Genomic DNA, 22,390 nt, shown 5'->3' on the forward strand with positions numbered 1-22,390 from the left:
ATTTGGACTATCGTCACGATTGCTGCACTATCATGGTGCATGATTATTGTCGGACGGGGAGAGGCACAGGGTTTGAAGCGGTCTGAGATCCAGAAACCGGAGCGGCAGCAGCGCCTGTTCGGACTGTCGGCGCCGGTGAGATCCGCCGTCATTCCGCCGCTGTCGGCGGCGCGCTGGCTTTTGGTGCTGATTGTCGCCGCCGGCGTCTACTTCTTCCACGGTTTCCTGTTTCCGGTGCTGGCAGCACTGGTCATCGCCTTCGCCAGTTGGCCGCTCTACCGGCGGCTGCTTGCCGCCGTCGGCGACAACCGTACCATCGCCGCGACTTTCGCGATCCTGTTTATCCTGACCTTCCTGGTGGTGCCGATCGCGCTCGCCGGCACCTACGCCATCAACGAGGTCCGCGAATGGGTCGCCTGGGCGATCGAGACCAACCGGCACGGTGCGGTGACACCGCATTGGATCGCCACAATGCCAATCGTCGGCGAGTGGCTGAACGAGCAATGGACGACCAATTTTGGCCATCCCGGCGGCATCGGCGAACTGATCCAACTGGTCAGCGGCGCCAACATCGGTAGCATCTATCGTGGCGTGCTGGCGGCCGGCGGCAGTGCCTTCGGCCTGTTGCTGACGCTGCTGTTCATGATGATCGCGCTGTTCTTCGCCTATCGCGATGGCGAGCATTTCGCCGGCCAGGTCGACCGCCTCGGCGAGCGCATCCTGCCGATGAGATGGGAGCGGATTTCGCGGGTTGTGCCGGCGACGATCTCCTCGACCGTGACCGGCATGACCATCATCGCCATCGGCGAGGGACTGGTGCTGGGCATCGCCTACTGGCTGGCCGGCGTGCCGTCGCCGGTGACGCTCGGCGCCTTGACCGGCGTTATGGCACTGATCCCCGGCGGCGCACCGCTGTCCTTCACGCTTGTCTCGATCTATCTCGCCGCCAGCGGCTCGCCGGTGGCGGGGTTCGCGCTGTTCATCTGGGGCGCGGTCGAACTCTTCATCGTCGACAAGACGCTGCGCCCGAAGCTGGTCGGCGGGCCGATCAAGCTACCCTTCCTGCCGACCTTTTTCGGCCTGATCGGCGGCGTCAAGACGATGGGCTTCCTCGGCCTGTTCATCGGTCCGGTGCTGATGGCGCTGCTGGTCGCGATCTGGCGCGAATGGCTGCGCGAGGTCGAGCTGATGGACGAGGCCGCTCCTGCCGCGCCAGAGGAACTGGACGATCATCCGCCGCAGATCGAGATCGCCGCCGAGCACGGCGTGCCGAAAAAGAGTCAAGCCGGGTGACTGACGGCGAGCGCGGCGCGGCGCTTGCGTCCTTCATGCAGCTGCCACAGTGAGTGGGCGACCAGCGCGGCGATCAGGATGATGCCGCCGATCAGGCTGTTGCGCGACGGTGTTTCCGCAAAGATCATCCACACCCAGACCGGCGCCAGCACGGTTTCCAGCAGATAGAACATCGCCACCTCCGGTCCCGAAATGTATTTCGGTCCGTTGGCAAGGCAGAAGAACGAGATCGGCATGACCACGGCGCCGTTGAAGATGATCCACCATGGCGCGTTGACGTGAAAGCCTTCGCCCGAGACCATGAAAGCGGAAACCGCCAGGGGTAGGACGACGCCGACAAGCGAAGTGAAGCCCATGTCCTTGCCGCTGGCGCTCGAGATGGTGATGGCGAGAGCGACGAAGAAGGCCGAGCAGAGCGCCATGAAATCGCCGAACAGGTGCCCGGTGCCGACCGAACCGCCGACGATGATCAGCACGCCAAGGATCATGACCAGCATCGTCACGAGCGTCACCAGTCGCGGCCGCTCCCGCAGGAACAACCAGGACAAGAGCGCCGCGAACACGGTGCTGAAGGCGAGGATGAAGACCAGATTGGCGGTCGAGGTGTGGAAGACGGCGGTGATGAAGGTGATGCCGGTCAGGCCGTAGCATATGGCGACTGCCAACCCTGACCAGCCCGGGATGAGCTGTGGCGCGTTCCTGCTCAGCGCACGCCAGACGGCCCAGACTACCAGAGCGGCGGCCAAGGTCGTGGCGTTGCGCAGCATCATGATGGTCCATGGGCTGCCGTCGGCGAGCCGGATCAGCGGGATGTCGACGGTAAGTGTCAGTCCGCCGATGGCGGTGATGAGGAGGCCCTTCTGATGATCGTGGTGGGATGACATGCCGGTCTCGCGATGAATGGGAGGCAGGCCGCAATATCGGCCCGTCACCTGTCTTCCAGCCACGCGGCCGGAAGACCAGCGTCCTCCTCCTTGAAGCAGTTTAGGGATGAACGGCGGAAGAAAGGGTCAGCGCGAAACCGCTTCGTGGTCGTAGCGTTCCCAGCCCTTCGGACCGAGATGCTCCTGCGGCATGAAGCGCATCTTATAATTCATCTTGCGCGAGCCGTTGACCCAGTAACCGAGATAGACATGGGGCAGCCCCATCGCCCTGGCCCGAGCGATGTGGTCGAGGATCATGAAGGTGCCCAGCGAGCGGTCCTCGAAATCAGGATTGAAGTAGGAATAGACCATCGACAGGCCGTCGGCCATCTTGTCGGTGAGCGCCACCGCGATCAGCTCGCCCTGGCCCTTGCCGGTGATGAAGGTGTCGGGGCCGCGCCGCCGGTATTCGATGATCTTCGTGTCGACATGCGTGTCCTCGACCATCATGGCGTAGTCCAGCACCGTCATGTCGGACATGCCGCCGCGGCGGTGCCGAGCGTCGAGATAGGCGCGAAACAGCGAATACTGCTCGGTGGAGGGCTGCGCGTCGTGCATGGCGCCGATGAGATCGGCATTGTGCTGGATAACCCGCTTCATGTTGCGGCTGGCGGTAAATTCCTGCGCCAGGATGCGCACCGAAACACAGGCGCGGCAGGTTTCGCAGGCCGGCCTGTAGGCAATGTTCTGCGAGCGCCGGAAACCGCCTTGCGTCAGCAGGTCGTTCATCTCCGGCGCCTTGTCGCCGACCAGATGCGTGAACACCTTGCGCTCGAACTGGCCCTCGAGATACGGGCACGGCGACGGCGCGGTCAGGAAGAACTGCGGCGACTGGGTCGGGTGCTGCGTCATAGAGTCTAGGAAACACTCCTGCGAATCGCCTTACCTTTGGCCCGGTCGGCGAAAAATTCAACAGGATTGTGAGGCGTCGGCCGATCGAAAGCCTTCATATTTGCGCATAAGCGCCCGCGCAGCCCCTCGAAAACCTGTTTCAACGGTCGTTGCGGCTGACCACGGTTCCGAGCAGCAGGTCGTGCAGCGTGCGCTTGCGGTCGGAAAACAGCGTCACCAGCAGAACCAGCGGGGTCAGAATGACGTTGGCGGCCCAGAACAGCACCGAATGCACGACGGCGGTCAGCCCGTCGATGCGGGTGCCGTCGAGGCGGTCGAGCCGGATGCCCATCATCTTCATGCCGGTCGTGGCTTGGTCGCGGCCGCCCAGCGTGTTCCAGATGTAGAGGATTGCGACCGCCGGCACGAGCACGGAAAACAGCATCCAGCCGAGACCGAGCGTCAGCACCCCGAGCAGGAACACCAGGATCGCGAACGGGATGGTGAGCAGCGCGACGATGCAATAGTCGATGATGAAGGCCAGGATGCGCCGCGTGCGCACGCCGTCATAGGCCCTGACATCATCGAGCCTGCTGGTGATGATTTCGCCGTCGAGAACGCGCGCGTTCATGTCATATCCTCGTTAGCTGGTCCGCAATAGGGTGCGGGCACACTGCTGATGAAATGGTGAAGACCTGCGGCGGAATCAAGATTGGGCCTTTCACCCGGCATCCGATGCAGGCTTCGCCGACACCCTCCGAATCGGTTGAATTCGCGGCGCGGATGGCGTTAGCTTGTTGCGGCGCAACAAAGAGCGCCCGGGGCACAAGGGCGAGGGGACGGGGCAATATGGACTACGACATGCTGGTCATCGGCAGCGGCCCTTCCGGGCGCCGTGCCGCCGTGCAGTCGGCCAAGCTCGGCAAATCCGTGCTGGTGGTCGACAGGGGCCGGCGCCTCGGCGGGGTGTCCGTGCACACCGGCACCATCCCGTCGAAGACGCTGCGCGAGACGGTGCTCAACCTGTCCGGCTGGCGCGAGCGCGGCTTCTACGGCCGCGGCTACCGGGTCAAGCAGGACATTTCCATCGGCGATCTGGTCGAGCGCCTGCACAAGACGCTCGACCACGAGGTCGAGGTGCTGCAGCACCAGTTCATGCGCAACGCCGTCAAGAGCGTGCGCGCCACGGCGAAATTCCTCGGCCCCAACAAGGTCAGCCTGACGAGCGACAATGGCGACTACAGCGAGGTCGGCTTCGCCAATGCGCTGATCGCGGTCGGCACGAGGCCGCACCGGCCGCGCGACGTGCCGTTCGACCAGACCCGTATCTTCGACAGTGACGAAATGCTGGAACTCGGCCGATTGCCACGCACGCTGACGGTGATCGGCGCCGGCGTCATCGGTGTCGAATACGCGACGATCTTTTCGGCACTCGACGTGCCGGTGACGCTGGTCGAGCCGCGCAACACCATCCTCGATTTCGTCGACCGCGAAATCGTCGATGATTTCATCCATCAGATGCGCGACCGCGGCATGACCATCCGGCTGGGCAGCACGGTCAAGGAAATCGCCTCCAAGCCAGATTACGCGGAGGTGACGCTCGCCGATGGCCGCACCATCCGCTCGGAGATCGTGCTCTATGCCGCTGGCCGCAGCGGCAATCTCGGCAGCCTCGGGCTGGATGTGGTCGGCATCGAGGCCGACTCCCGGGGCCGCATCAAGGTCGATCCGGAAACCTTCCAGACCAGTGCTCCGAACATCTATGCCACCGGCGACGTCATCGGCTTCCCGAGCCTGGCCTCGACCTCGATGGAGCAGGGCAGGGTGGCTGCCTGCCATGCCTTCGGCGTGGCGTTGCCGCCGCCGCCCGAAACCTTTCCCTACGGCATCTACGCCGTGCCGGAAATCTCCACCGTCGGCCAGTCGGAGGAGCAGGTGCGCGAGAGCGGTGCCGCCTACGAGGTCGGCGTGGCGCGTTTTCGCGAGACCTCGCGCGGCCACATCATGGGCGTTAACACCGGCTTCCTGAAACTTCTGTTCTCGGTCGAAACGCGCCGGCTGCTCGGCGCCCACATCGTCGGTGAGGGCGCAACCGAGTTGATCCATATCGGCCAGGCAGTGATCAATCTCGGCGGCACCGTCGACTTCTTCGTCAATAACACCTTCAACTATCCGACGCTGGCCGAAGCCTACAAGATCGCCGGGCTGGATGCCTGGAACAGGATGGGGCAGGGGTAGATCCCGTACCGCTAGCTTGCCGGCGAGACCGCGATTGTCTTGCCGCCCAGCCATTGCCTGACAATTGCGGCGTCCAGATCGCCGAATTCATGGCCGGATGGGACAATCCGGGCATCGACCTCGGCGCCGTGCCGGCTGAGCAGGGTGACCAGCTCCGGCGCGAAGGGCGCGTAGGTGAGGTCGGCCGCGCCAGCGATGATCAACGCGCTCGTGCCGGTCAGGTCGGTCGCAGGCACCTCGTCCAGGACCGGCATAGGCCTGAGCAGTGCCGCGCGCTCGACAAGCCCGGGATGCAGCAGCATCAAGCTCGAAACCAGATTGCCGCCGTTCGAATAGCCGAGGAAAGTCACCCGCGCGAGATCGAGCCCATGGCGCTTCGCCAACTCCGCGACGAACGTGGCAAAGGCGGCCGTTTCGGTGCGAATGCTCCTCTGCTCGAAGCTGGTCGGCGTGATCCGTTCGAACCAGCGGAAGCCGTCTTCCTGGGCGATGCCGCCACGCGCCGCGACAAGGGTGGCTTTGGGCGCGATCTGCCTCGCCAGCGGCACCAATGTCGTCTCGTCAACGCCGGAACCGTGCAGCAGGAACAGGCATTCGCCGCTTGCGTCTGCTGGCCTGAAGAGGCGGTAGGGGAAGGCCAGATCGCGGTGCAGGATGCTGCTCTCGTCGGTATATTCGGACATGCTTATATCCTATTGATTCCATGGCCGTTCTGTTGGTTTGCCGGCTTCAAAACGGAATATTTTCTTGCTCCGCGAAAGTTGATTGAACCGGGCGCATTTCAGTCCGTTTCTTCGCGGATATGCTCCTGCGGGAGGAATCGAAGCGATGCGCCGGGCGGTCGCATTGCTGGTGTGAACAACGAGAGCATCCTCTGCTCTCCCTTTGAGGCCTTTTGTCGATGACCACCCAGATTTTGCCGGATCGCAGTGTGCGTATCCCGGAGCGCGACACGCGCATCGATGTGTTTCGCGCTCTCGCGCTGCTCACCATTTTCATCGACCATGTGCCAGGCACCGTCTTTGAAACCCTGACCTACAAGAATCTCGGCTTTTCGGACGCGGCGGAAGCCTTCGTGCTGATTTCCGGCATGTCGGTCGCGCTTGCCTATGGCGGCAAATTCCAGCCGGGAGGCCGGCTGCTCGCGACGCTCAAGATGTGGCGCCGGGCAGGTGTCCTCTATACCGCCCACATCGTCACGACGATGGTGGTGATGGCCATGTTCTGCGCGGCGGCGGTGTTTGCCAAACGCCCGGAACTGCTGAAGCTGATCAACATCGAGCCGCTCATGAAGAACACGCCGGAAGTACTCGTCGGCATCGTCACGCTCGGCCATCAGCTCGGCTACAACAATATCCTGCCGGTCTATGCGGTGCTGCTGTTGCTGGCACCGCTGTTCCTGCTCTTCGTCAGCTACAGGCCCTTGGCTGCGCTCGCCGTGTCTGGAGTGCTTTGGCTGCTTGCCGGCATTTACCAGATCGCGCCGCCCAACTATCCCGAGCCCGGTTTCTGGTTCCTCAATCCGCTGTCCTGGCAGTTCCTGTTCAACATCGGCCTGGCGGCCATGCTGCATGTCAGGCGCGGCGGCACAATTCCGGTCAATCGCTGGCTGATCGGTGTTGCCGCAACCTATGTCGCCGGGGCGCTCATCTGGGTGCACAGCCCGCTTTGGGGGCACGTGTCGTGGCTGGACCTGCCGGTGGTGCTGAGCGGTTTCGACAAGACGTTCCTGTCGCTGCCGCGGCTGCTGCACATCCTTGCGGTCAGCTACCTGATCGTGGCCATTCCGGCCGTCTCGAATCTGTTCCGCACCGCGCCCGACCATCCGCTGGCCATACTGGGCAAACGGTCGCTGCCGGTCTTCATTGCCGGTACGGTGATCGCGATGGTGGCGCAGGTGATGAAGCTGATTAATCCTGGTGGCCTTGCCTATGACACCCTGCTGATCGCGGCCGGCATCGCCATGCAGTTCGCACTCGCCTTCTATCTCGAATGGCTTTCGGGCATCGGCTCGTCAGGCAAGAAGTCGGCTCGCAGCGATGCGCCCGCCAGGGCATCCTTCGGCGTGCAGCCGGCAACAATGGTCAATCGTTGACAGCAGGGGACAGTTTCAGTTGCCGGGGGGCGGAGGTCCGGACGATGCCCTGACGACCATCTCGACATCGAGCGTCTCGCGCCGCACCGCACCGTCGAAATCGAGGATCATGCGCGCGGCACGACGGCCGATCTCGATGATGGGCTGGGCGATGGTGGTCAGCGGCGGATCGCACAGCGCGCCATCCGGCACGCCGTCGAAGCCGATGATGGAGACATCGCCGGGAACCTTCATGCCGCGCTCGGCCAGCCATTCGATCGCGACCATGGCGATTCGGTCCGACATCGCCAGAATGGCGGTGGGCGGCTCGGCGCCGGCGAAAATCGTTTCGAGGCCAGCCCTGGTGCTGACTTCTTCGTTTTCGGTCTCGTAGACCGGCACCTTGGCGGTGTCGACGCCGAAGCGGGAGAGCTCCTCGAAATAGCCGGTGAGGCGGTCGCGTGTTCCGGTATAGACCGCGGCCTCGATTTGCTCGGGCGAAACAAGACCGGTTCTGTCATCGGCGAACTGCAGCGACAGCACGGCGAAGCGGCGATGGCCAAGCTCGCAGAGATGGCGCGCGGCAAGGCGGGCGCCGGCGACATTGTCGACGCCGATGGCCGAAACCGTGTCGTCCTCGAAGCCGAGCTCGAGCGCGACGAAGGGCAGCTTGCGCTCGCGCGTCAGCTCGACCAGGCGCGGGCCGCCGTCGATGCAAAACAGGATGAAACCATCGACCAGCGCGCTTTGGATATTCCAGGCAAGCTTCTCCTTGTTGCCAGCCGACACAAGAGCAATTCCAGCACCGGTGGCATCGCAGGCCTCGGAGATGCCTGCCATCATGACGCGCGCAAACGGATCGTCGAAGAAGTAGGAAAGGGGCTCGGTCGAGGCGACGCCGATCGCATTGACCTTGCCGGCGCGCAGCAGGCGGCCTTTGGGGTCGGGACCGGCATAGCCCATCGCTTCCGCCGCCGCCTTGACCCGCTCGCGCACTTCCTCGCGCACGATCTCGGGTCGGCTGAAGACATTGGAGGCGGTGCCATGCGATACGCCCGCGGCCTTGGCTATGTCGGCCAGCCGGACCGGTCTTGTGTTGCCTGTGATGAGTGATGCCATTTTTGCTGCCTCCTCACCCTATCTAGCACTTTCGTTGGATCGATTCAAATTTTTGCTTGACATTGGCGCACCGAAGCCTATTTTTGAATCGATCCAATCACATTTGATTGGGCAAACCGAGAGGAGGGTGCCATGCATCCCGTCAATTACCTGTTCGAAGACATCTACCGCAACGATTGGGGTCTCGCCTCGGTCGCCAGGACCGAAAAGCGCCGTGGCACCACCAGCACCTGGAAGCGCGACCTGCGATTGCTCGTGGAACGCAAGCGCGGCTAAGCAGGCTGCCGTTTTTCGGCTGCCGATTGGATCGATTCAATATTGGAAAGGAGACCAAGCTATGCACCCGATCAGCCATCTGTTCGAGGACATCTACCGCAACTATTGGGGCATCTCGCCGGCTTCCGACCGGCCTGAGCGGCGGCGCCCGACAGGACCGGCCGCGCGCGGCCGCGAATTGCTGGCCAGGCGTGAACGCCGGCAGGACTGAGCTTTCGCGCCTCTGGCTCAGGGGCGAGGGCGCAGCAGCGCCGAGCCGGCGATCGCCAGCCAGCCGGCGATGAGCAAGGTACCGCCGATCGGCGCCGACATCGGAAACAGTCGCGACCCCAGGAAATCGCGGGCGAGAAGATCGCCGCAGAAAAGCACCAGCCCGACAAGCAGGATCAGGCTCGCGACACGCAGCACCCGGCCTGCGCCGATAAGGCCGACGGCGAGAAAGACCGGTGCATGCATCAAAAAGAAGGACGCGGCAGTGCTGACGAAGGCGCCGCCCAGATGCGCTTCAGCGGCTGACAGCACCACGCCCGCCGCGCCGCAGAGGCCGCCAGCCAGCACGAGGAGGCGGCTGCTGTTGCCTGCCGGTTGTTCAGTTATGTCCATGGTGCCTCCGTGAATTGTCAAACGACGAATGCGGTGTTGAGAAACCTGGACGTGGATAGTGCCCAGAACTCAGTCGGTGAAGTAGCGATAGCCGAGCCACGCAGCCAGTGCGGCGAATGCGCCCCAGACGCAGGCGATCACGACGGCGGCGGTTCGATATACCGGGCGCTGTGCCGCGAGCGCGGCGGCGGCTCGATGTTCTGCCATGACCTCTGGTGGGATCATTTTCAGCACGGCCAGAATGCCGAGCGGCACGATGATCACGTCATCGAGATATCCCAGGACCGGTATGAAGTCGGGAATCAGGTCTATTGGTGACAGCGCATATCCGGCGACACACAGCGCCAGCACCTTCGCATACCATGGGGTGCGGGGATCGCCGGCTGCGAGGTAGATCGCGTGCACGTCCAGCTTGATCGTGCGTGCCCAGTCCTTCAGGCTGCCGTTCATGGGGCGGGATTATCCGCAAAAGGTGGCGCCTGACAATTCAAACCGGGAATGCCGAGCCGTGTCAGGATTTGCCGGCTTGCGCCAGCATGTTGCGCGTGCGTCGCGACTGGACAATCCAGTTGTAGGCCGCGCCACCTGCCATCAGCATCGACGTGCCGAGAAACACCGAGCGCATGCCGAAATGGCCGCCGGCGAAGCCGCCGAGCAGCGGCCCCACGACCTGGCCGACATATTGCGCCGAGATCGACAGGCCCAGCACATTGCCGCCGACGCCATCGGGAACATTGTGGCGGATGACGCTGGTGATGCAGGGCAGCAGGCCACCCAGTGCCAGCCCCATCAGGAAGCGCAGGCCGATAAGCTGCCAGCCCTCGGTGACGAAGGCCTGCGGAATGAGCAGCAGGGCCGAGACGGCAAGTGCTGCAACGACGACGTTCCAGTGGCCGATGCGGTCGGCAAGCTTGCCCATCCACGAGGCCGACAAGATGGCGCCGAATGCTGCTGCAGACATGACGACGCCGGCAACCATCGTCACCCGGCTCTGGTCCTCGATCAGCTGCTGCACATAGACGGTGATGATCGGCTCGATCGACATGGTGGCGAAGGCGAGCAGCATGCCGGTCGCCAGCATGGCGACGACGGGACGCTTGTCGGGGATCTGCGACCAGCCGCTCTGCGGTTTCGCCGTCGATGAGTTCTTGGCAGCCAGCGGGCGAGGGTTCTCCTTGATGAGAAAAGTCGTCGCCAGGAAGGCAAGGAAGATGACGCCGCCCGACATCAGGAAGGTGGCGCGGATGCCGATCAGCGGCGGCAGCGCGCCGCCAAGCAACGGGCCGACCAGGCCGCCTGCGGTGATGCCGGACGACATCACGCCGAGCGCCCAGCCGGAGCGATCCTTCGGCGTCTGCATGGCGACCAGGATGGTCGAACCCGAGGAATAGCCGCCGGCAAAGCCGATCAGCAGGCGCAGCAGCACCAGTTGCCAGACCGTCTCGACCATGCCGGTCAGCGACATGCAGATGGCCATGCCGAAGCTGGCGCGCACCAGCATCAATTTGCGGCCGTAGCGGTCGCCGAGCCGACCCCACAGCGGCGCGACAAGTGCCGCGGCAAGGAAGGTCGCGCCATAGGCGATGCCGGACCATTGCACGATCGCTGCGTGGCCCTCTGCACCCAGTTGCTCGACATAGAGCGGCAGGAAAGGCAGCAGCAATGTCATGGCGATGAGCGTGCTGAACGAGCCTGCAAAGCACACGGTGAGATTGCGCCGCCAGTGGACGTTGTAGGTGCTTTGTTCTGTGCCGTCCTGCGCCATGTCCTGTCCTGCCCGGGTATCGCCCTTGTTGCGGATACCAATTTGGGATACCAAGCTGGTATTCGTCATGAACCCCAGCCCCGTCGCTGTCAATGCGGCCGATACGAACGGAACCACCATGTCGCAGATGCAGAGCGTCGAACGACAATTGCGCGAGATGATCCTCGACCTCGAGATCGGGCCGGGCGAGCGGCTGACCGAGCGCTGGATCGAAAGCCGGTTCGGCGCCTCGCGCACGCCGGTCAGGGCGGCATTGCTGCGTCTGGAGACCGAAGGCCTGATCTGCCGCGATGGGCGCGGCTGGACGGTCTCGCCGATCAATCTGGCCGAGCTGGAGCAGATCGCGGTCTATCGCGAAGCGGTCGAGGTCGCTGCGGTGCGGCTGACCTGTGCGCTAAGCGACAGGAGCGTCATCGACGACATCGAGGCGATGCTCGATTCTTGCGATGACGACACCCCGCGCGAGGAATGGCACAGCGTCGGCATGGATTTTCATATCGAGCTGGCGCGCCTGTCCGGCAACGACTTCCTGTTCAGGGCGGTGCGCGATGCCATGACGCGGCTGTCGCGCGCCCGTTGGCTGGAGGTTCGCGACGAGGCAGCCCTAGGCCGCGCCTGGACGGAGCACCATTCCATCCTGGCGGCGGTGCGCGCCGGCAACGCGGATGAGGCGGCGCGGCTGCTCTCGGCCCACATCATCGGCAGCCGCGACCGTCTGGTGACATCGCTTCACAACGACCGGCGTGGCCTGCGCGCCAGGGGCTTCGCCGTCGTCGCCGCGTGAAAAGCCGGCACCCGACGATGAAACGCACATTCGGTCTCGCTTCGCCGCCGCCGATGGCGTAAGAGCGGCGATGGAAAACAACCGATTTGAAACACCCGTGACCGTCAAGTCGGCCACGGCCGGACCCAATCAGCTCTTGCGTTCGGCGCGTGAGGCTTCCGATTATCTGCTCAACAGCTGGCCGGGCAAGCGCAGTCCCAAGCATCGCGAAGCGCTGCAGGCCTGTCATGATGCGCTGGCCGGCGACAAGCCGGCCATGAACGCAAGGCGCGCCTTCATTGCCGCTGCGCGCGAAGTGAACGTCTTCGTCAGCGACAAGGCGCCGGCCTGAACACAGCTGAATCTTGAGCGGCATCCCGCTCGGGTGCTTTGCTACTCTGCGGTTTCCGCCTCGGCTTCAACGCTGGTCCGGTCCTCAGGCTTTTCGCGTTCCTTTGCCGCGACCTTGGCCGCCAGCTTTTCGGCCTTCTTGGCGGCCTTCTGGCGGTCACGCTCCTTGCGTTCCTGTCCGTAATTCGGTGCTCGCGCCATATCGGTTCCCTTTCGTATGCCCGGAGGCTCCTGACCCTGCCTAGGAGCATTGGTCGGCAAACACAACAGCTGAAGCGATGGTGCCGGCAGTTTGCTCCTGCACGGTTCCGGGCTTGCAAGATGCGTGGCACAATGGTGTAGGAGAGAACCGGGGGGCCGAGATTTGTTGGAGCCGCCCTTTTTGTTTTGATCAAGTGACCGATGGCCACAGCTCTGCGCAACGCGGTAAAGGTGTTCTATTACGCACGCAATGCCGCGCGCGATATCGTGCCGCAGGCACTGTTCCGTCGCAGGCTCACCGGCTGGCTTGACCAGGTCAGGCTCTCGGACGCCGCGGTCCGCGAGCGGCTGAATTACTACAACAAGCTGCAGCACGCCTTCGTGCCGAGCCCGGCTGCGGTGCCTGTCAGCCGGCTGCCGTTTTCGCCGAGCATGTACTACTACGACCTGAAGGAGTTTGCGCGCTACTTCGATCCCGGACTGCTCATCGATGTGGAATTCGGCGATGTCATCAACGTGCCCAACATGCCGGCGGTCGTGAAGGATCGACCGATCAACGACGACAACACAAACGCCGTCCTGATGAAGCTCGACAAATTCCGCCACTTCCACATGCCGGCCGACAGGACGCGTTTCATAGACAAGCGTCCGGCCGTGGTCTGGCGCGGCGAACTCAACAATCCGATACGGACCGTGTTTCTCGAGGCCACCCGCAACCTGTCTTTCTGCGACGTCGGTACACCCAAACGGACAGCGGCGGAACAATTCCGCAAGCCCTATCTCACCATCGAGCAGCAGCGGCACTACCGCTACATCGTTTCGCTCGAAGGCAACGACGTGGCGACCAACCTCAAATGGATCATGAGCTCGAACTCGCTGTGCCTGATGCCGCCGCCGACATACGAGACCTGGTTCGCTGAGGAGCAGATCGAGGCCAACGTCCACTATGTGCCGCTCGAGCCGGATTTTGCCGACCTTGCCGACAAGGTGCGTCATTTCGAACGGCATCCGGCCGAGGCCGAACGCATCATTGGCGCGGCCAACGCCTATTGCCGCAAATTCTGCAACGAGCGGGCCGAGCAGGCGATTTCCCTGCTCGTGCTCTACAAATACTTCGTGCTCAGCGGCCAGGTCGAGCCCGACGCCGAGGTCTGGCGCTTTATCTCGGGCTAGACGAGGCTCACCGTGAGGCGTTGTCAGAGGCCGCTGCGGTCGAGAACCAGATCGGCCGGGCCGAAGCGCTCCTTGGCGGTGAACTGCTGATGCCAGTAGGGATAGAGCACCGGCGGCCTGCTAACGGCGTCGAGACGATGGCGCTCGTCGAAGGACAGCGTCAGGCTGGCGGCGGCGATATTGTCCTTGAGCTGTGTTTCGCTGCGTGCGCCGATCACCAGCGAAGCGACGGCGGGGCGGCCGAGCAGCCAGGCAAGCGCGACCTGCGCGGCCGAGACGCCGCGAGCCTTGCCGATCTCGTTGAGCACGTCGACGATCCGCCACAGACGATCCTCGTCGCGGATCGGCGGTTCCGACCAGCCACCGAGCTGGCGGGCGGTGGGGCTGTCGCGATGGTATTTGCCGGACAGCAATCCGCCGGCGAGCGGGCTCCACACCAGCACGCCGAGGCCCTGGTCGACCGAGATCGGCAACAGCTCGTATTCGGCCTCGCGCGCTTCGAGCGTGTAGTGGATCTGCTGGGTGACGAAGCGCGGCTGGTGGCTTCTGTCGCTGATGCCGAGCGCCTTCATCACCTGCCAGCCGGAATAATTGGAACAGCCGACATAGCGGACCTTGCCCTGGCCGACCAAGGTGTCGAGGGCGGCCATGGTTTCCTCCAGCGGCGTCACACCGTCCCACTCGTGCAGGAAGTAGATGTCGATGACATCGGTCTTGAGCCGCTCCAGACTCCTCTCGCATTCGCGGATCAGGTGATGGCGCGACAGGCCTTCGTCGTTGGGGCCGTTGCCGATGCGCATGCGCGCCTTGGACGCGACCAGCACGTCGGCCTTGCGCTTGCCGCCGAGCGCCTCGCCGATGATCTCTTCCGAAATTCCGTTCGAATAGACATTGGCGGTGTCGATGAGGTTGATGCCTGCATCGATGCACATGTCGATCATTCGCTTTGCTTCCGCGAGATCGGTCTTGCCGACCGCCGCGAATGCGCCGGCGCCGCCGAAGGTCATGGTGCCCATTGTCAGCGTCGAAACTTTCAAGCCGGAACGGCCGAGGGTGCGGTATTCCATGTCAGGTCCTCGCGATTTGATTGAAAACGGGCTCGGGCGAGCTCTGCGCATTTGTAGGACAATTCTCGCCGCTTGTCGCCCCTCTGCCGGGGCTGGCCGACTACAATCTCGCCGATTGGCCTTGACGGAAGGCGCACCGGTCACTGCAATAAAACCGTCATTGCCGGCCTATATTGAAGTCGGCTCAAGGTGTTTCCATTCCAGGCCGCGGGCAGGGGCTTGAGGCGCCGGAGATGACCCCGACAGGGCTTGCAAGCGGAGCAGCGCAAATGACCGAGCTAAAACAGAATTCTCCCGCCAAGGACTGGCTTGAAGCCGAGCTCGCCGACACGCTCGACGAAGACTATGAGCTCGAAATGTCGGAGCCCGCGCTGTCGCTGGAGATCGCCAAGATCTACAAGAACGCGCATCCGCCATCGATCGATCGCATGCAGTATTTTCGCGACCTGATCAGCTTGCAGTCCGAACTGATCAAGCTGCAGTCCTGGGTGGCCTATCACAAGAAGAAGGTCGTGGTGGTCTTCGAGGGCCGCGATTCCGCGGGCAAGGGCGGCGTCATCAAGCGCATTACCCAGCGGCTCAACCCGCGCATCTGCCGTGTCGTCGCACTGCCCGCGCCGACCGAGCGCGAGAAATCGCAATGGTATTTCCAGCGCTATGTCCCGCATCTGCCGGCGGGCGGCGAAATCGTGCTGTTCGACCGCTCCTGGTACAACCGCTCCGGCGTCGAGCGGGTGATGGGCTTTGCCGAGTCGGACCAGGTGGAGGAATTCTTCCGCGACGTGCCGGAGTTCGAGCGCATGCTGGTGCGTTCCGGCATTACGCTGGTGAAGTACTGGTTCTCCATCACCGACGAGGAACAGCAAATGCGCTTCCTGATGCGCATCCACGATCCGATGAAGCAGTGGAAGCTGTCGCCCATGGATCTGCAGTCGCGCGTGCGCTGGGAACAGTACACCAAGGCCAAGGAAGAGACCTTCGCCCGCACCAACATCCCGGAAGCGCCCTGGTTCATCGTCGAAGGCAACGACAAGAAACGGGCGCGGCTGAACTGCATCGACCATCTCTTGCAGCAGGTGCCTTACGAGGAGGTGCCGCACGAGGAGATCACGCTGCCCGAGCGCGTCTTCAATCCCGAATATGAGCGCCAGACGCTGCCGCGCGAGCTTTACGTGCCGGCGAAGTATTGAGGCGCGCTGCCAAGACCCATACGAGCAGCATTCCTTCGCGGAGTAGAGGGGCTGCCCCCGCAATGAGAGCTAAGTGCGCTTGATAACCACATGCGTGGCCAAAGGCGTTGCAACCTGTTCGGTGCACCGATAGCCGAGCTTGAGCATATCGATCCCGGCAAACAGATTCTCGCCGGAACCGAGCAGCATCGGCGAGATCGCCAGGTGCATCTCGTCGATGAGCTTCTCCTGGAGATACTGCCGGATGGTGGCGACGCCGCCGCCTACCCGCACATCCTTGCTGTCAGCCGCGGATTTCGCCTCTTTGAGCGCCGCGTGGATGCCGTCGGTGACGAAATAGAAGGTCGTGCCGCCCTCCATGACGATCGGCGCGCGCTTGTGATGGGTCAGCACGAAGACCGGCACATGGTAGGGCGGATTATCGCCCCACCAGCCGTTCCAGCTTTCGTCAGGCCAATTACCGCGGATCGGCCCGAACATGTTGCGGCCGAGGATCCAGGCGCCGACATTCTCGAAGCTGCGCACCGTAAAAGCTTCGTCCGTGTCCGTGGTACCGCCATCCTTGCCGGTCATCTTGCGGAAGGTTCGGGTACCGATCATCCATTTGTGCAGGGCCTCCCCGCCGACACCGAGCGGGTTGGTCAGAGTCTGGTCGGGCCCGGCGCCATAGCCGTCGAGCGACAGGGTGAAAGCATTGACACGAAGCTTGGACATGAAAGCCTCCTCCATAACCGGTGGTGATTTGCAAGCAGTTAGTTTCTAATCATACTGGTTGCAAAAAGCAAGCGGTTTTTCTGGGATGCGATCAACTACTGCATGATGCCGTCGCTCGTGTAATGACGATCGGGTCTTGCGTAGAGACGTCGCGGTCGGCCAGCGGCTGGCGCGACTGGAAGGGACTACCCCTTCAGCATCGCCGCCACTTGCGGCGCGAAATAGGTGAGGATGCCGTCGCAGCCGGCGCGCTTGAAGGCAAGCAGGCTCTCAAGCATCGCCTTTTCGCCGTCGATCCAGCCATTGGCGGCCGCGGCCTTGATCATCGAATATTCGCCAGACACCTGGTAGGCGAAGGTCGGCATCTGAAGCTCGTCCTTCAGCCGGCGGATGATGTCGAGATAGGGCAGGCCGGGCTTGACCATCAGCATGTCGGCGCCTTCGGCGAGGTCCTGTTCAGCCTCGCGCACCGCTTCGTCGGAATTGGCATGGTCGATGTAGTAGGTCATCTTGTCGCCCTTGAGCAGGCCGGCGGTGCCGACCGCTTCGCGGTAGGGACCGTAGAAGGCGGAAGCGAATTTCGTCGCATAGGACATGATCGCCACGTCTTGAAAACCGTTGGCGTCGAGTGCGTCGCGGATGGCGCCGATGCGACCGTCCATCATATCCGAAGGCGCGATGATGTCGGCGCCCGCCGCCGCCTGGATGACAGCCGCTGCGGTGACCTGTTCCACCGTCTCGTCATTGACGATGATGCCGTCGCGCAAGACGCCGTCATGGCCGTGGCTGGTGAACGGGTCGAGCGCGGCGTCGGTGATGATGCCGATCTCCGGCACCGCATGCTTGATGGCGCGGGTGGCGCGGTTGATGATGTTTTCGGGATCGAGAATGTGCGAGCCGGTCTGGTCGCGCAGGGAAAGTTCGACATTGGGGAAGGTGGCGATCGCCGGAATACCAAGCTTCGCCGCGCGCTCCGCCTCCTTGACCGCAAGGTCGAGCGACAGTCGGAAGACGTCGGGCATGGCGGCGATCGGCTCGCGCACATTCTTGCCGTCGACGACGAAGATCGGCCAGATCAGATCGTCGACCGAAAGCCGGTTCTCCTGCACCAGCCGGCGCGACCAGTCGGCCTTGCGCATGCGCCTGAGCCTACGGCTGCCGGTGATCTCGTCGACGCTGCGCGCGCCGGCAGGCTTTGCGGGGGTGGATCTGTTCATCGCCAAAACTCTTGTTTGGCCGGCTTTTACCACGCGCCTCCGCCGCTGACCAATGCGACACGATTGTGCCAGTGTCAGGCGGGCTGGCCATTGCCCGACAGCACCTGCGCGGCACCGCGCATGGCAACGCGGAACGCCTCGTCGAAACTGACGCCGCGCACCTGCCAGTGATAGGTCTTGCCACACGTGGTCAGTCGCCAGTCGGCGATCCAGCCCAACTGCTTGTCGCTCCAGACGATGCTGCCGGCCAACGCCTGGTCGGCTCCGGCCTTCCGTGCCAATCCGTCGAGGCTCGCCAAATCTGCGGCATGCAGCACTTTCTCGTCCACCCCGGAAAGCAGCGCCGCTGGCGGGAAGACGGTGTGCATCAGCAGCGGTCCGGTGGCATTGAGGAAGGATTCGCGCATCGCTTCGCCGCGCGGATCGTCGGCCGTCAGCACGAAACGCTTGGCACCTTGTTCGGCAGTGAGGAACACGCCGAGCCGCGGCCGCTCGCCAAGCCACGGCTTGCTGCCCAGCTGAGTGAGTAGTCTGTCGATCACCTCCGGTTTGTAGAGGCAGGTGAGGTCGTGCGGCCGGTCATGCGTGCCTTGCTCGTCATGCACCGGAATGCCTTCCAGCCGGTCGCGGTAGCGGAAAGTGTCGACGAAATCGCCGGCCTTGTCGCGCAGAGCCAGCATTTCCGGCTTCTGCGGCAGCCGCTGGTCGCCGGAAACCCTGACCAGCACCCGGTCCAGGCAATCCCTGAAGCCGATCTGGCGGTTCACCTCGCCCCGGCCGGTGACGATGGTCTGCGACTGGTAGAGCTCTGCCATGTCTGCGGAGTCCGCGGGCCGAACGATCGACAGGGCGGCCGTCAGGCCGATCATCGCAAGCACAAAGCGTGAAAATCCAGGCATGGCTTGCCGTCCGGTTCAAGGCGGTCACGTTTAGCACCGGGCAACGCCGGCGCCAAGGCGCCGCGCTTGCACCGCCGGCATTGACGCATCTAGGCACCGCACTCACATCTAACCCGCTGGGCTTCGCATCAGCCCCAACTTCCCTGGGGCATCAAATCGGGGGCGAAGAAGGAGCAACGCCATGAACCCTATGGCTTTCATCTGGCTCGTATACGCCGCCTGGATCCTGCTGATCGTCTACCTGACCGTTTCGGCGTTCGGCGCGAAACGCGATACCGAGGAGCACATGCCGCAGCGCCTGGGCCTGATGGTCGCCATGATTGCTGCTTTCCTGCTGCCTCGTCTGTCGATATTCCGGTTCGTCAACTTCGCCCCTGTAAACGCCGTCTTGAGCAGCATCGGTGTCGTCGTAACTGTTGCCGGGATGGCCTTCCTGGTCTGGGCAAGGCAAAGCCTTGGCGGCAATTGGAGCCAGATCGTTTCGTCCAAGCAAGGGCATGAACTCGTGACCTCGGGCCCGTACCGCTTCGTGCGCCATCCCATGTACACTGGCGGCCTGGTCGCATGCATCGGTTCGGCGATCGTGGTGGGCGGCGGCTTCGTCTTTCTGCTGATCCTGCTGGGCGCGATCTTCCTCTGGCGCGTCGGCGCGGAAGACAGGCTTCTGGCACGGCAGTTTCCCGAAGAATTTCCGGACTATGCAAGGCGGACGAAGGCGCTGATCCCGTTCGTGTGGTAGCGCGCCCGTCGCCGTCGGACCACCAATCGAGCGGTATGAAGGCGGCTGTCGCGGCGCCCGGCAATTGACCTTCACTCTGTCGCCGCTTAGCACTTCAGTCCCGCACACGCGGGGGAGGGATTCTCTGGCGATGGATTTTGATGGAGGCGACGAGATTCGCTTCGAGCGGTTGGGCAGGGCCGGCGTCGTCACGCTGACGCGGCCGCAGGCGCTCAATGCCGTCACCCATCGCATGGTCAGGGCGCTCGACAAGGCGCTCAGCGCCTGGGAGCGTGATCACGGCGTCGACGTCGTCATCGTCAAGGCCGAGGGCAGGGCGTTCTCCGCAGGCGGCGACATCCTGCACATCTACGAGGCGGGCCGGGCCGGACAGCCTCCGGTCGAGTTCTTCGCCGACGAATACCGCCTGAATGCCCGCATCAAGCGATTCAAAAAACCCTATGTCGCGCTGATCGACGGCATCGTCATGGGCGGCGGCGTCGGCATCTCGTTCCACGGCTCGCAGCGTGTGATGACCGAGAACGCCCAGTTCGCCATGCCGGAAGTCGGCATCGGCTTTTTCCCCGATGTCGGCGCCAGCCACCTTTTGCCTGACCTCGGCGGCAGCTTCGGCATGTATCTGGCGCTGACCGGAAACCGCATCCGCCATGGCGACGCGCTGTGGTCGGGCCTGGCCACCCACACCATCAAGGCCGAGGACCAGTCGGGTTTTCTTGATCGCCTCTGCGTCACCGGTGATCCGGAAACGGTGCTGCGCGGCTTTTTCGTCGCGGCAAAGCGCGAGATCGACCGGCCGGTTCTGGAGATGATCTCCCGCCATTTCGCACAGCCGTCTCTGGTCGATATCATCGCCAGCCTGGAGCGGGCGGCGACCGCCGACGAGTTCGCCGCAAAGACGCTGGCGACGATCAGGACGCGCTCGCCGACCAGCCTGCACGTTGCCTGGCGCCAGATTGGCGCCGGGCTGACGCTGTCGATGGACGAGTGCATGAAGATGGAATTCCGCATCCTCAACCGGATGCTGGCGGGCCACGATTTCTATGAGGGCATCCGCGCCGCCATCATCGACAAGGGCTCGAAACCGCAATGGCGCCCGGCAAGCCTCGATGCGGTACGGGCAGCGGACGTCGACGCCTATTTCGCGCCGCTCGGCGACCGGGAGCTCGACCTGTGAGTGAGGTCACCTCCAGGCGCGTCGTGCTGCAGCCCTCGACCACCGAAATCATCTTCGCCTGGTTCCAGCGTGTCGTCGCCGGCTACTGCCTGCTGTTCGGCATCCTCTACTGGATCCGGCTGATCGGCTTCTACCCAGGTCCGTTGTGGCGCTTCGACCTGATGCCCGTGCACTGGCAGATCGCGGCGGTGATGCTCGCCGTCTTCTTTCCCTTCGCCGCCGCCGGCCTCTGGATGCTCGCCTCCTGGGGCCCGGTGATCTGGTTCATCTGCGCGGCGACCGAGATCGTCATGTATGCCGGCTTTCCCAACCTGTTCGGCCACCGGCTGCTGATCATTGCCTCGCATGCGGCGGTGGCATTGCTTTACATCGTCTTCCGGGTGATCATCTGGCTGCAGAAGCGCCAGGCCCGACGATAGGCTGCCAGGCCCCGGAATTCGCTGTCGCGACACCCCGCAGATCATTGGCTAAATCTTTAGGTTAATTATCCTTGCTCGGGTGACCGATCGTTAAGCCTCTTTCGAAACCTCTTACCGGTAAGCTCTTGTTAGCCTTGGCGTTTAAGTCGAATTTTATGAGTATTCGATAGTGTCGCAATCAAGGTGAAAAACAAAAAATCACCGGGCGACAAACGAGAGGCAAAGACAATGATCAATTCGCGTCCGGCGGCGAAGCCCGCCACCGTATCCGACGACCGCCGCGAGGCGATCCGTTCGCTGTACATGGAATCGCTGCAGCTGGTGGAGCGTCTGCACCGCCGCCTGCTTGACGTGATCAAGGACGAGTTCGACCGCAACGGCCGCTCCGACATCAACGCCATCCAGGCGCTGCTGCTGTTCAACATCGGCAATTCGGAGCTGACCGCCGGCGAACTGCGCTCGCGCGGCTACTATCTCGGGTCGAATGTCTCCTACAATCTGAAGAAGCTGGTCGACCTCGGCTTCATCAATCACCAGCGTTCGCGCATCGACCGCCGTTCGGTCCGCGTCTCGCTGACGCCGAAGGGCAATGAGGTGGCCGATGTCGTCGCCGGCCTCTACGAACGCCATGTCGGCTCCATCGAGCAGGTCGGCGGCATCAACACCGACGAGTTCAAGCAGATGAACCGCGCGCTGCAGCGGCTGGATCGCTTCTGGAACGACACCATCGCTTATCGGATGTAAGGCATCCGCGTCATAACCGAAGCCGCGCCACAGAAGCGCGGCCGGGGGAACAGCCAATCAGGGACCGGTGCCAAAAGGCGCCGGTCCTTTCTTTTTCCTGATCCCAAAGCGCCAGCCGACCCGTCGGCAGCATCTCTGCCAGGTTTGCTTTCTCTGCAGCAGTGCCTAATGTCGCGGCTTGGCGGGGAGCGCATGATGGACCTGGGAAAACGCTGGAAGATTTGCTCGGTCGCCGTGATGTTTTTATTGCTCCCGCAAACGGCTTTCGCCGAGGAGTGGTGGAAGGATTCCTTTGCCGCGGAAGGCAGTTCCCCTTGCGACAACAATGACTCGATCGTGACGTTTACCGACAAGGCAGTGGAAATGTGGGAGGTCGGCTGCACACTGGAAAAAGTTCAGAAGATCAATCGCCTGGACGCCGTCCTTCTGGATATGACTTGTTCGGACGGTGAGAGCACGGACAAGAGACGAGAGCTGCTGCTCAAACTGGACAACAAAGTCCTGCGCTATCCTCAGAATGAGGTGTTGCAACGATGCTCGGAATTGAAGGTACCGCCACATCAGGACCCAAAGGGTTGAGACTTCACGCTGAAGGATGATCGGGGACAAAGGACCTG

General features: G+C 63.0%; 27 protein-coding genes. 14 read left to right on the forward strand and 13 right to left on the reverse strand.

All coding sequences use genetic code 11. From position 1 onward, the window contains the following. The first annotated feature begins 72 nt into the window (after positions 1-72). A complete protein-coding gene (locus D3227_RS19125) occupies positions 73-1,293 on the forward strand; it encodes an AI-2E family transporter (protein WP_120015871.1) in 1,221 nt (406 codons plus the stop codon). On the opposite strand, the gene D3227_RS19130 is transcribed toward D3227_RS19125, so the two are convergent. The 3 genes from D3227_RS19130 to D3227_RS19140 all read right to left on the reverse strand — a co-directional run bounded on the left by D3227_RS19130 (position 1,281) and on the right by D3227_RS19140 (position 3,678). Continuing rightward, a complete protein-coding gene (locus D3227_RS19130) occupies positions 1,281-2,177 on the reverse strand; it encodes a DMT family transporter (protein WP_120015872.1) in 897 nt (298 codons plus the stop codon). The two genes, D3227_RS19125 and D3227_RS19130, sit on opposite strands and share 13 nt — an antisense overlap. 126 nt (positions 2,178-2,303) lie before the next feature. Continuing rightward, a complete protein-coding gene (locus tag D3227_RS19135) occupies positions 2,304-3,068 on the reverse strand; it encodes an arginyltransferase (protein ID WP_120015873.1) in 765 nt (254 codons plus the stop codon). Between the two features lie 139 nt (positions 3,069-3,207). Further along, positions 3,208-3,678: an RDD family protein gene (locus tag D3227_RS19140; RefSeq protein ID WP_120015874.1), complete on the reverse strand. Its 471-nt coding sequence runs from the start codon at positions 3,676-3,678 to the stop codon at positions 3,208-3,210. A gap of 218 nt (positions 3,679-3,896) precedes the next feature. Here D3227_RS19140 and sthA point away from each other — a divergent pair, with 218 nt between their 5' ends. Next, complete coding sequence (gene sthA / locus D3227_RS19145) at positions 3,897-5,285, forward strand: Si-specific NAD(P)(+) transhydrogenase (RefSeq protein WP_120015875.1); 1,389 nt, start codon at positions 3,897-3,899, stop codon at positions 5,283-5,285. A gap of 11 nt (positions 5,286-5,296) precedes the next feature. Here sthA and D3227_RS19150 read toward each other — a convergent pair whose 3' ends face one another. Next, positions 5,297-5,968, reverse strand: coding sequence for an alpha/beta hydrolase (locus D3227_RS19150; RefSeq protein WP_120015876.1), 672 nt, complete (start codon positions 5,966-5,968; stop codon positions 5,297-5,299). Between the two features lie 218 nt (positions 5,969-6,186). On the opposite strand from D3227_RS19150, the gene D3227_RS19155 reads away from it, so the two are divergent. After that, positions 6,187-7,380 (forward strand): OpgC family protein, encoded by a 1,194-nt coding sequence (locus D3227_RS19155; RefSeq protein WP_120015877.1) that lies wholly within the window; start codon positions 6,187-6,189, stop codon positions 7,378-7,380. A 15-nt stretch (positions 7,381-7,395) separates the two neighbouring features. Here D3227_RS19155 and D3227_RS19160 read toward each other — a convergent pair whose 3' ends face one another. Beyond that, positions 7,396-8,478 carry a LacI family DNA-binding transcriptional regulator gene (locus D3227_RS19160; RefSeq protein WP_120015878.1) on the reverse strand — a complete coding sequence of 361 codons (1,083 nt, stop codon included), beginning with the start codon at positions 8,476-8,478 and terminating at the stop codon, positions 7,396-7,398. A 132-nt stretch (positions 8,479-8,610) separates the two neighbouring features. Between D3227_RS19160 and D3227_RS41655 the strand changes: the two genes are divergently transcribed. Further along, the gene (locus tag D3227_RS41655; protein WP_167480754.1) at positions 8,611-8,754 is read left to right on the forward strand and encodes a hypothetical protein; all 144 of its coding nucleotides are present in this window, start codon (positions 8,611-8,613) and stop codon (positions 8,752-8,754) included. Between the two features lie 61 nt (positions 8,755-8,815). Next, on the forward strand, positions 8,816-8,965 hold the full coding sequence (locus tag D3227_RS41660; protein WP_167480755.1) for a hypothetical protein: 150 nt from the start codon (positions 8,816-8,818) through the stop codon (positions 8,963-8,965). Between the two features lie 17 nt (positions 8,966-8,982). Here D3227_RS41660 and D3227_RS19165 read toward each other — a convergent pair whose 3' ends face one another. From D3227_RS19165 to D3227_RS19175, 3 genes are all read right to left on the reverse strand, one after another. Then, positions 8,983-9,357, reverse strand: a complete 375-nt coding sequence (locus D3227_RS19165) for a DUF423 domain-containing protein (protein WP_120015879.1) — start codon at positions 9,355-9,357, stop codon at positions 8,983-8,985. A 69-nt stretch (positions 9,358-9,426) separates the two neighbouring features. Beyond that, the gene (locus D3227_RS19170) at positions 9,427-9,807 is read right to left on the reverse strand and encodes a YkvA family protein (protein ID WP_120015880.1); all 381 of its coding nucleotides are present in this window, start codon (positions 9,805-9,807) and stop codon (positions 9,427-9,429) included. 61 nt (positions 9,808-9,868) lie between these two features. Next, on the reverse strand, positions 9,869-11,122 hold the full coding sequence (locus D3227_RS19175; protein ID WP_120015932.1) for an MFS transporter: 1,254 nt from the start codon (positions 11,120-11,122) through the stop codon (positions 9,869-9,871). A 118-nt stretch (positions 11,123-11,240) separates the two neighbouring features. Here D3227_RS19175 and D3227_RS19180 point away from each other — a divergent pair, with 118 nt between their 5' ends. Further along, a complete protein-coding gene (locus tag D3227_RS19180; RefSeq protein WP_120015933.1) occupies positions 11,241-11,906 on the forward strand; it encodes a GntR family transcriptional regulator in 666 nt (221 codons plus the stop codon). A gap of 70 nt (positions 11,907-11,976) precedes the next feature. Then, positions 11,977-12,237: a DUF982 domain-containing protein gene (locus D3227_RS19185; RefSeq protein ID WP_006201925.1), complete on the forward strand. Its 261-nt coding sequence runs from the start codon at positions 11,977-11,979 to the stop codon at positions 12,235-12,237. Positions 12,238-12,278: 41 nt separating this feature from the next. Here D3227_RS19185 and D3227_RS19190 read toward each other — a convergent pair whose 3' ends face one another. After that, the gene (locus D3227_RS19190) at positions 12,279-12,437 is read right to left on the reverse strand and encodes a hypothetical protein (protein WP_120015881.1); all 159 of its coding nucleotides are present in this window, start codon (positions 12,435-12,437) and stop codon (positions 12,279-12,281) included. A gap of 201 nt (positions 12,438-12,638) precedes the next feature. Between D3227_RS19190 and D3227_RS19195 the strand changes: the two genes are divergently transcribed. After that, positions 12,639-13,610 (forward strand): glycosyl transferase family 90, encoded by a 972-nt coding sequence (locus tag D3227_RS19195; RefSeq protein ID WP_120015882.1) that lies wholly within the window; start codon positions 12,639-12,641, stop codon positions 13,608-13,610. Positions 13,611-13,633: 23 nt separating this feature from the next. Here D3227_RS19195 and D3227_RS19200 read toward each other — a convergent pair whose 3' ends face one another. Further along, on the reverse strand, positions 13,634-14,677 hold the full coding sequence (locus tag D3227_RS19200; RefSeq protein WP_120015883.1) for an aldo/keto reductase: 1,044 nt from the start codon (positions 14,675-14,677) through the stop codon (positions 13,634-13,636). 269 nt (positions 14,678-14,946) lie between these two features. On the opposite strand from D3227_RS19200, the gene ppk2 reads away from it, so the two are divergent. After that, entirely contained in the window at positions 14,947-15,867 is a 921-nt protein-coding gene (gene ppk2 / locus D3227_RS19205) for a polyphosphate kinase 2 (RefSeq protein ID WP_120015884.1), read from the forward strand. A gap of 69 nt (positions 15,868-15,936) precedes the next feature. Here ppk2 and D3227_RS19210 read toward each other — a convergent pair whose 3' ends face one another. The 3 genes from D3227_RS19210 to D3227_RS19220 form a co-directional block, all read right to left on the reverse strand. After that, positions 15,937-16,581, reverse strand: coding sequence for a dihydrofolate reductase family protein (locus D3227_RS19210; RefSeq protein WP_120015934.1), 645 nt, complete (start codon positions 16,579-16,581; stop codon positions 15,937-15,939). Positions 16,582-16,766: 185 nt separating this feature from the next. Continuing rightward, positions 16,767-17,798 (reverse strand): porphobilinogen synthase, encoded by a 1,032-nt coding sequence (gene hemB / locus D3227_RS19215; RefSeq protein WP_120015885.1) that lies wholly within the window; start codon positions 17,796-17,798, stop codon positions 16,767-16,769. A 74-nt stretch (positions 17,799-17,872) separates the two neighbouring features. Beyond that, complete coding sequence (locus tag D3227_RS19220; RefSeq protein WP_120015886.1) at positions 17,873-18,697, reverse strand: DUF2066 domain-containing protein; 825 nt, start codon at positions 18,695-18,697, stop codon at positions 17,873-17,875. Positions 18,698-18,878: 181 nt separating this feature from the next. On the opposite strand from D3227_RS19220, the gene D3227_RS19225 reads away from it, so the two are divergent. From D3227_RS19225 to D3227_RS19245, 5 genes are all read left to right on the forward strand, one after another. Then, positions 18,879-19,436, forward strand: coding sequence for a methyltransferase family protein (locus D3227_RS19225; protein ID WP_120015887.1), 558 nt, complete (start codon positions 18,879-18,881; stop codon positions 19,434-19,436). A 130-nt stretch (positions 19,437-19,566) separates the two neighbouring features. Further along, complete coding sequence (locus D3227_RS19230) at positions 19,567-20,610, forward strand: enoyl-CoA hydratase/isomerase family protein (RefSeq protein WP_120015888.1); 1,044 nt, start codon at positions 19,567-19,569, stop codon at positions 20,608-20,610. Beyond that, positions 20,607-21,029 (forward strand): DUF6163 family protein, encoded by a 423-nt coding sequence (locus tag D3227_RS19235; RefSeq protein WP_120015889.1) that lies wholly within the window; start codon positions 20,607-20,609, stop codon positions 21,027-21,029. Before D3227_RS19230 ends, D3227_RS19235 begins: the two co-directional genes overlap by 4 nt. 228 nt (positions 21,030-21,257) lie before the next feature. Beyond that, positions 21,258-21,773, forward strand: coding sequence for a transcriptional regulator LdtR (gene ldtR / locus D3227_RS19240; RefSeq protein ID WP_006201915.1), 516 nt, complete (start codon positions 21,258-21,260; stop codon positions 21,771-21,773). 168 nt (positions 21,774-21,941) lie between these two features. Continuing rightward, the gene (locus D3227_RS19245) at positions 21,942-22,352 is read left to right on the forward strand and encodes a hypothetical protein (RefSeq protein ID WP_245451794.1); all 411 of its coding nucleotides are present in this window, start codon (positions 21,942-21,944) and stop codon (positions 22,350-22,352) included. Positions 22,353-22,390: the final 38 nt, after the last annotated feature.

Origin of the sequence: Mesorhizobium waimense (genome assembly GCF_003601975.1) — a bacterium.
Taxonomy (GTDB): Bacteria; Pseudomonadota; Alphaproteobacteria; order Rhizobiales; family Rhizobiaceae; genus Mesorhizobium; species Mesorhizobium waimense.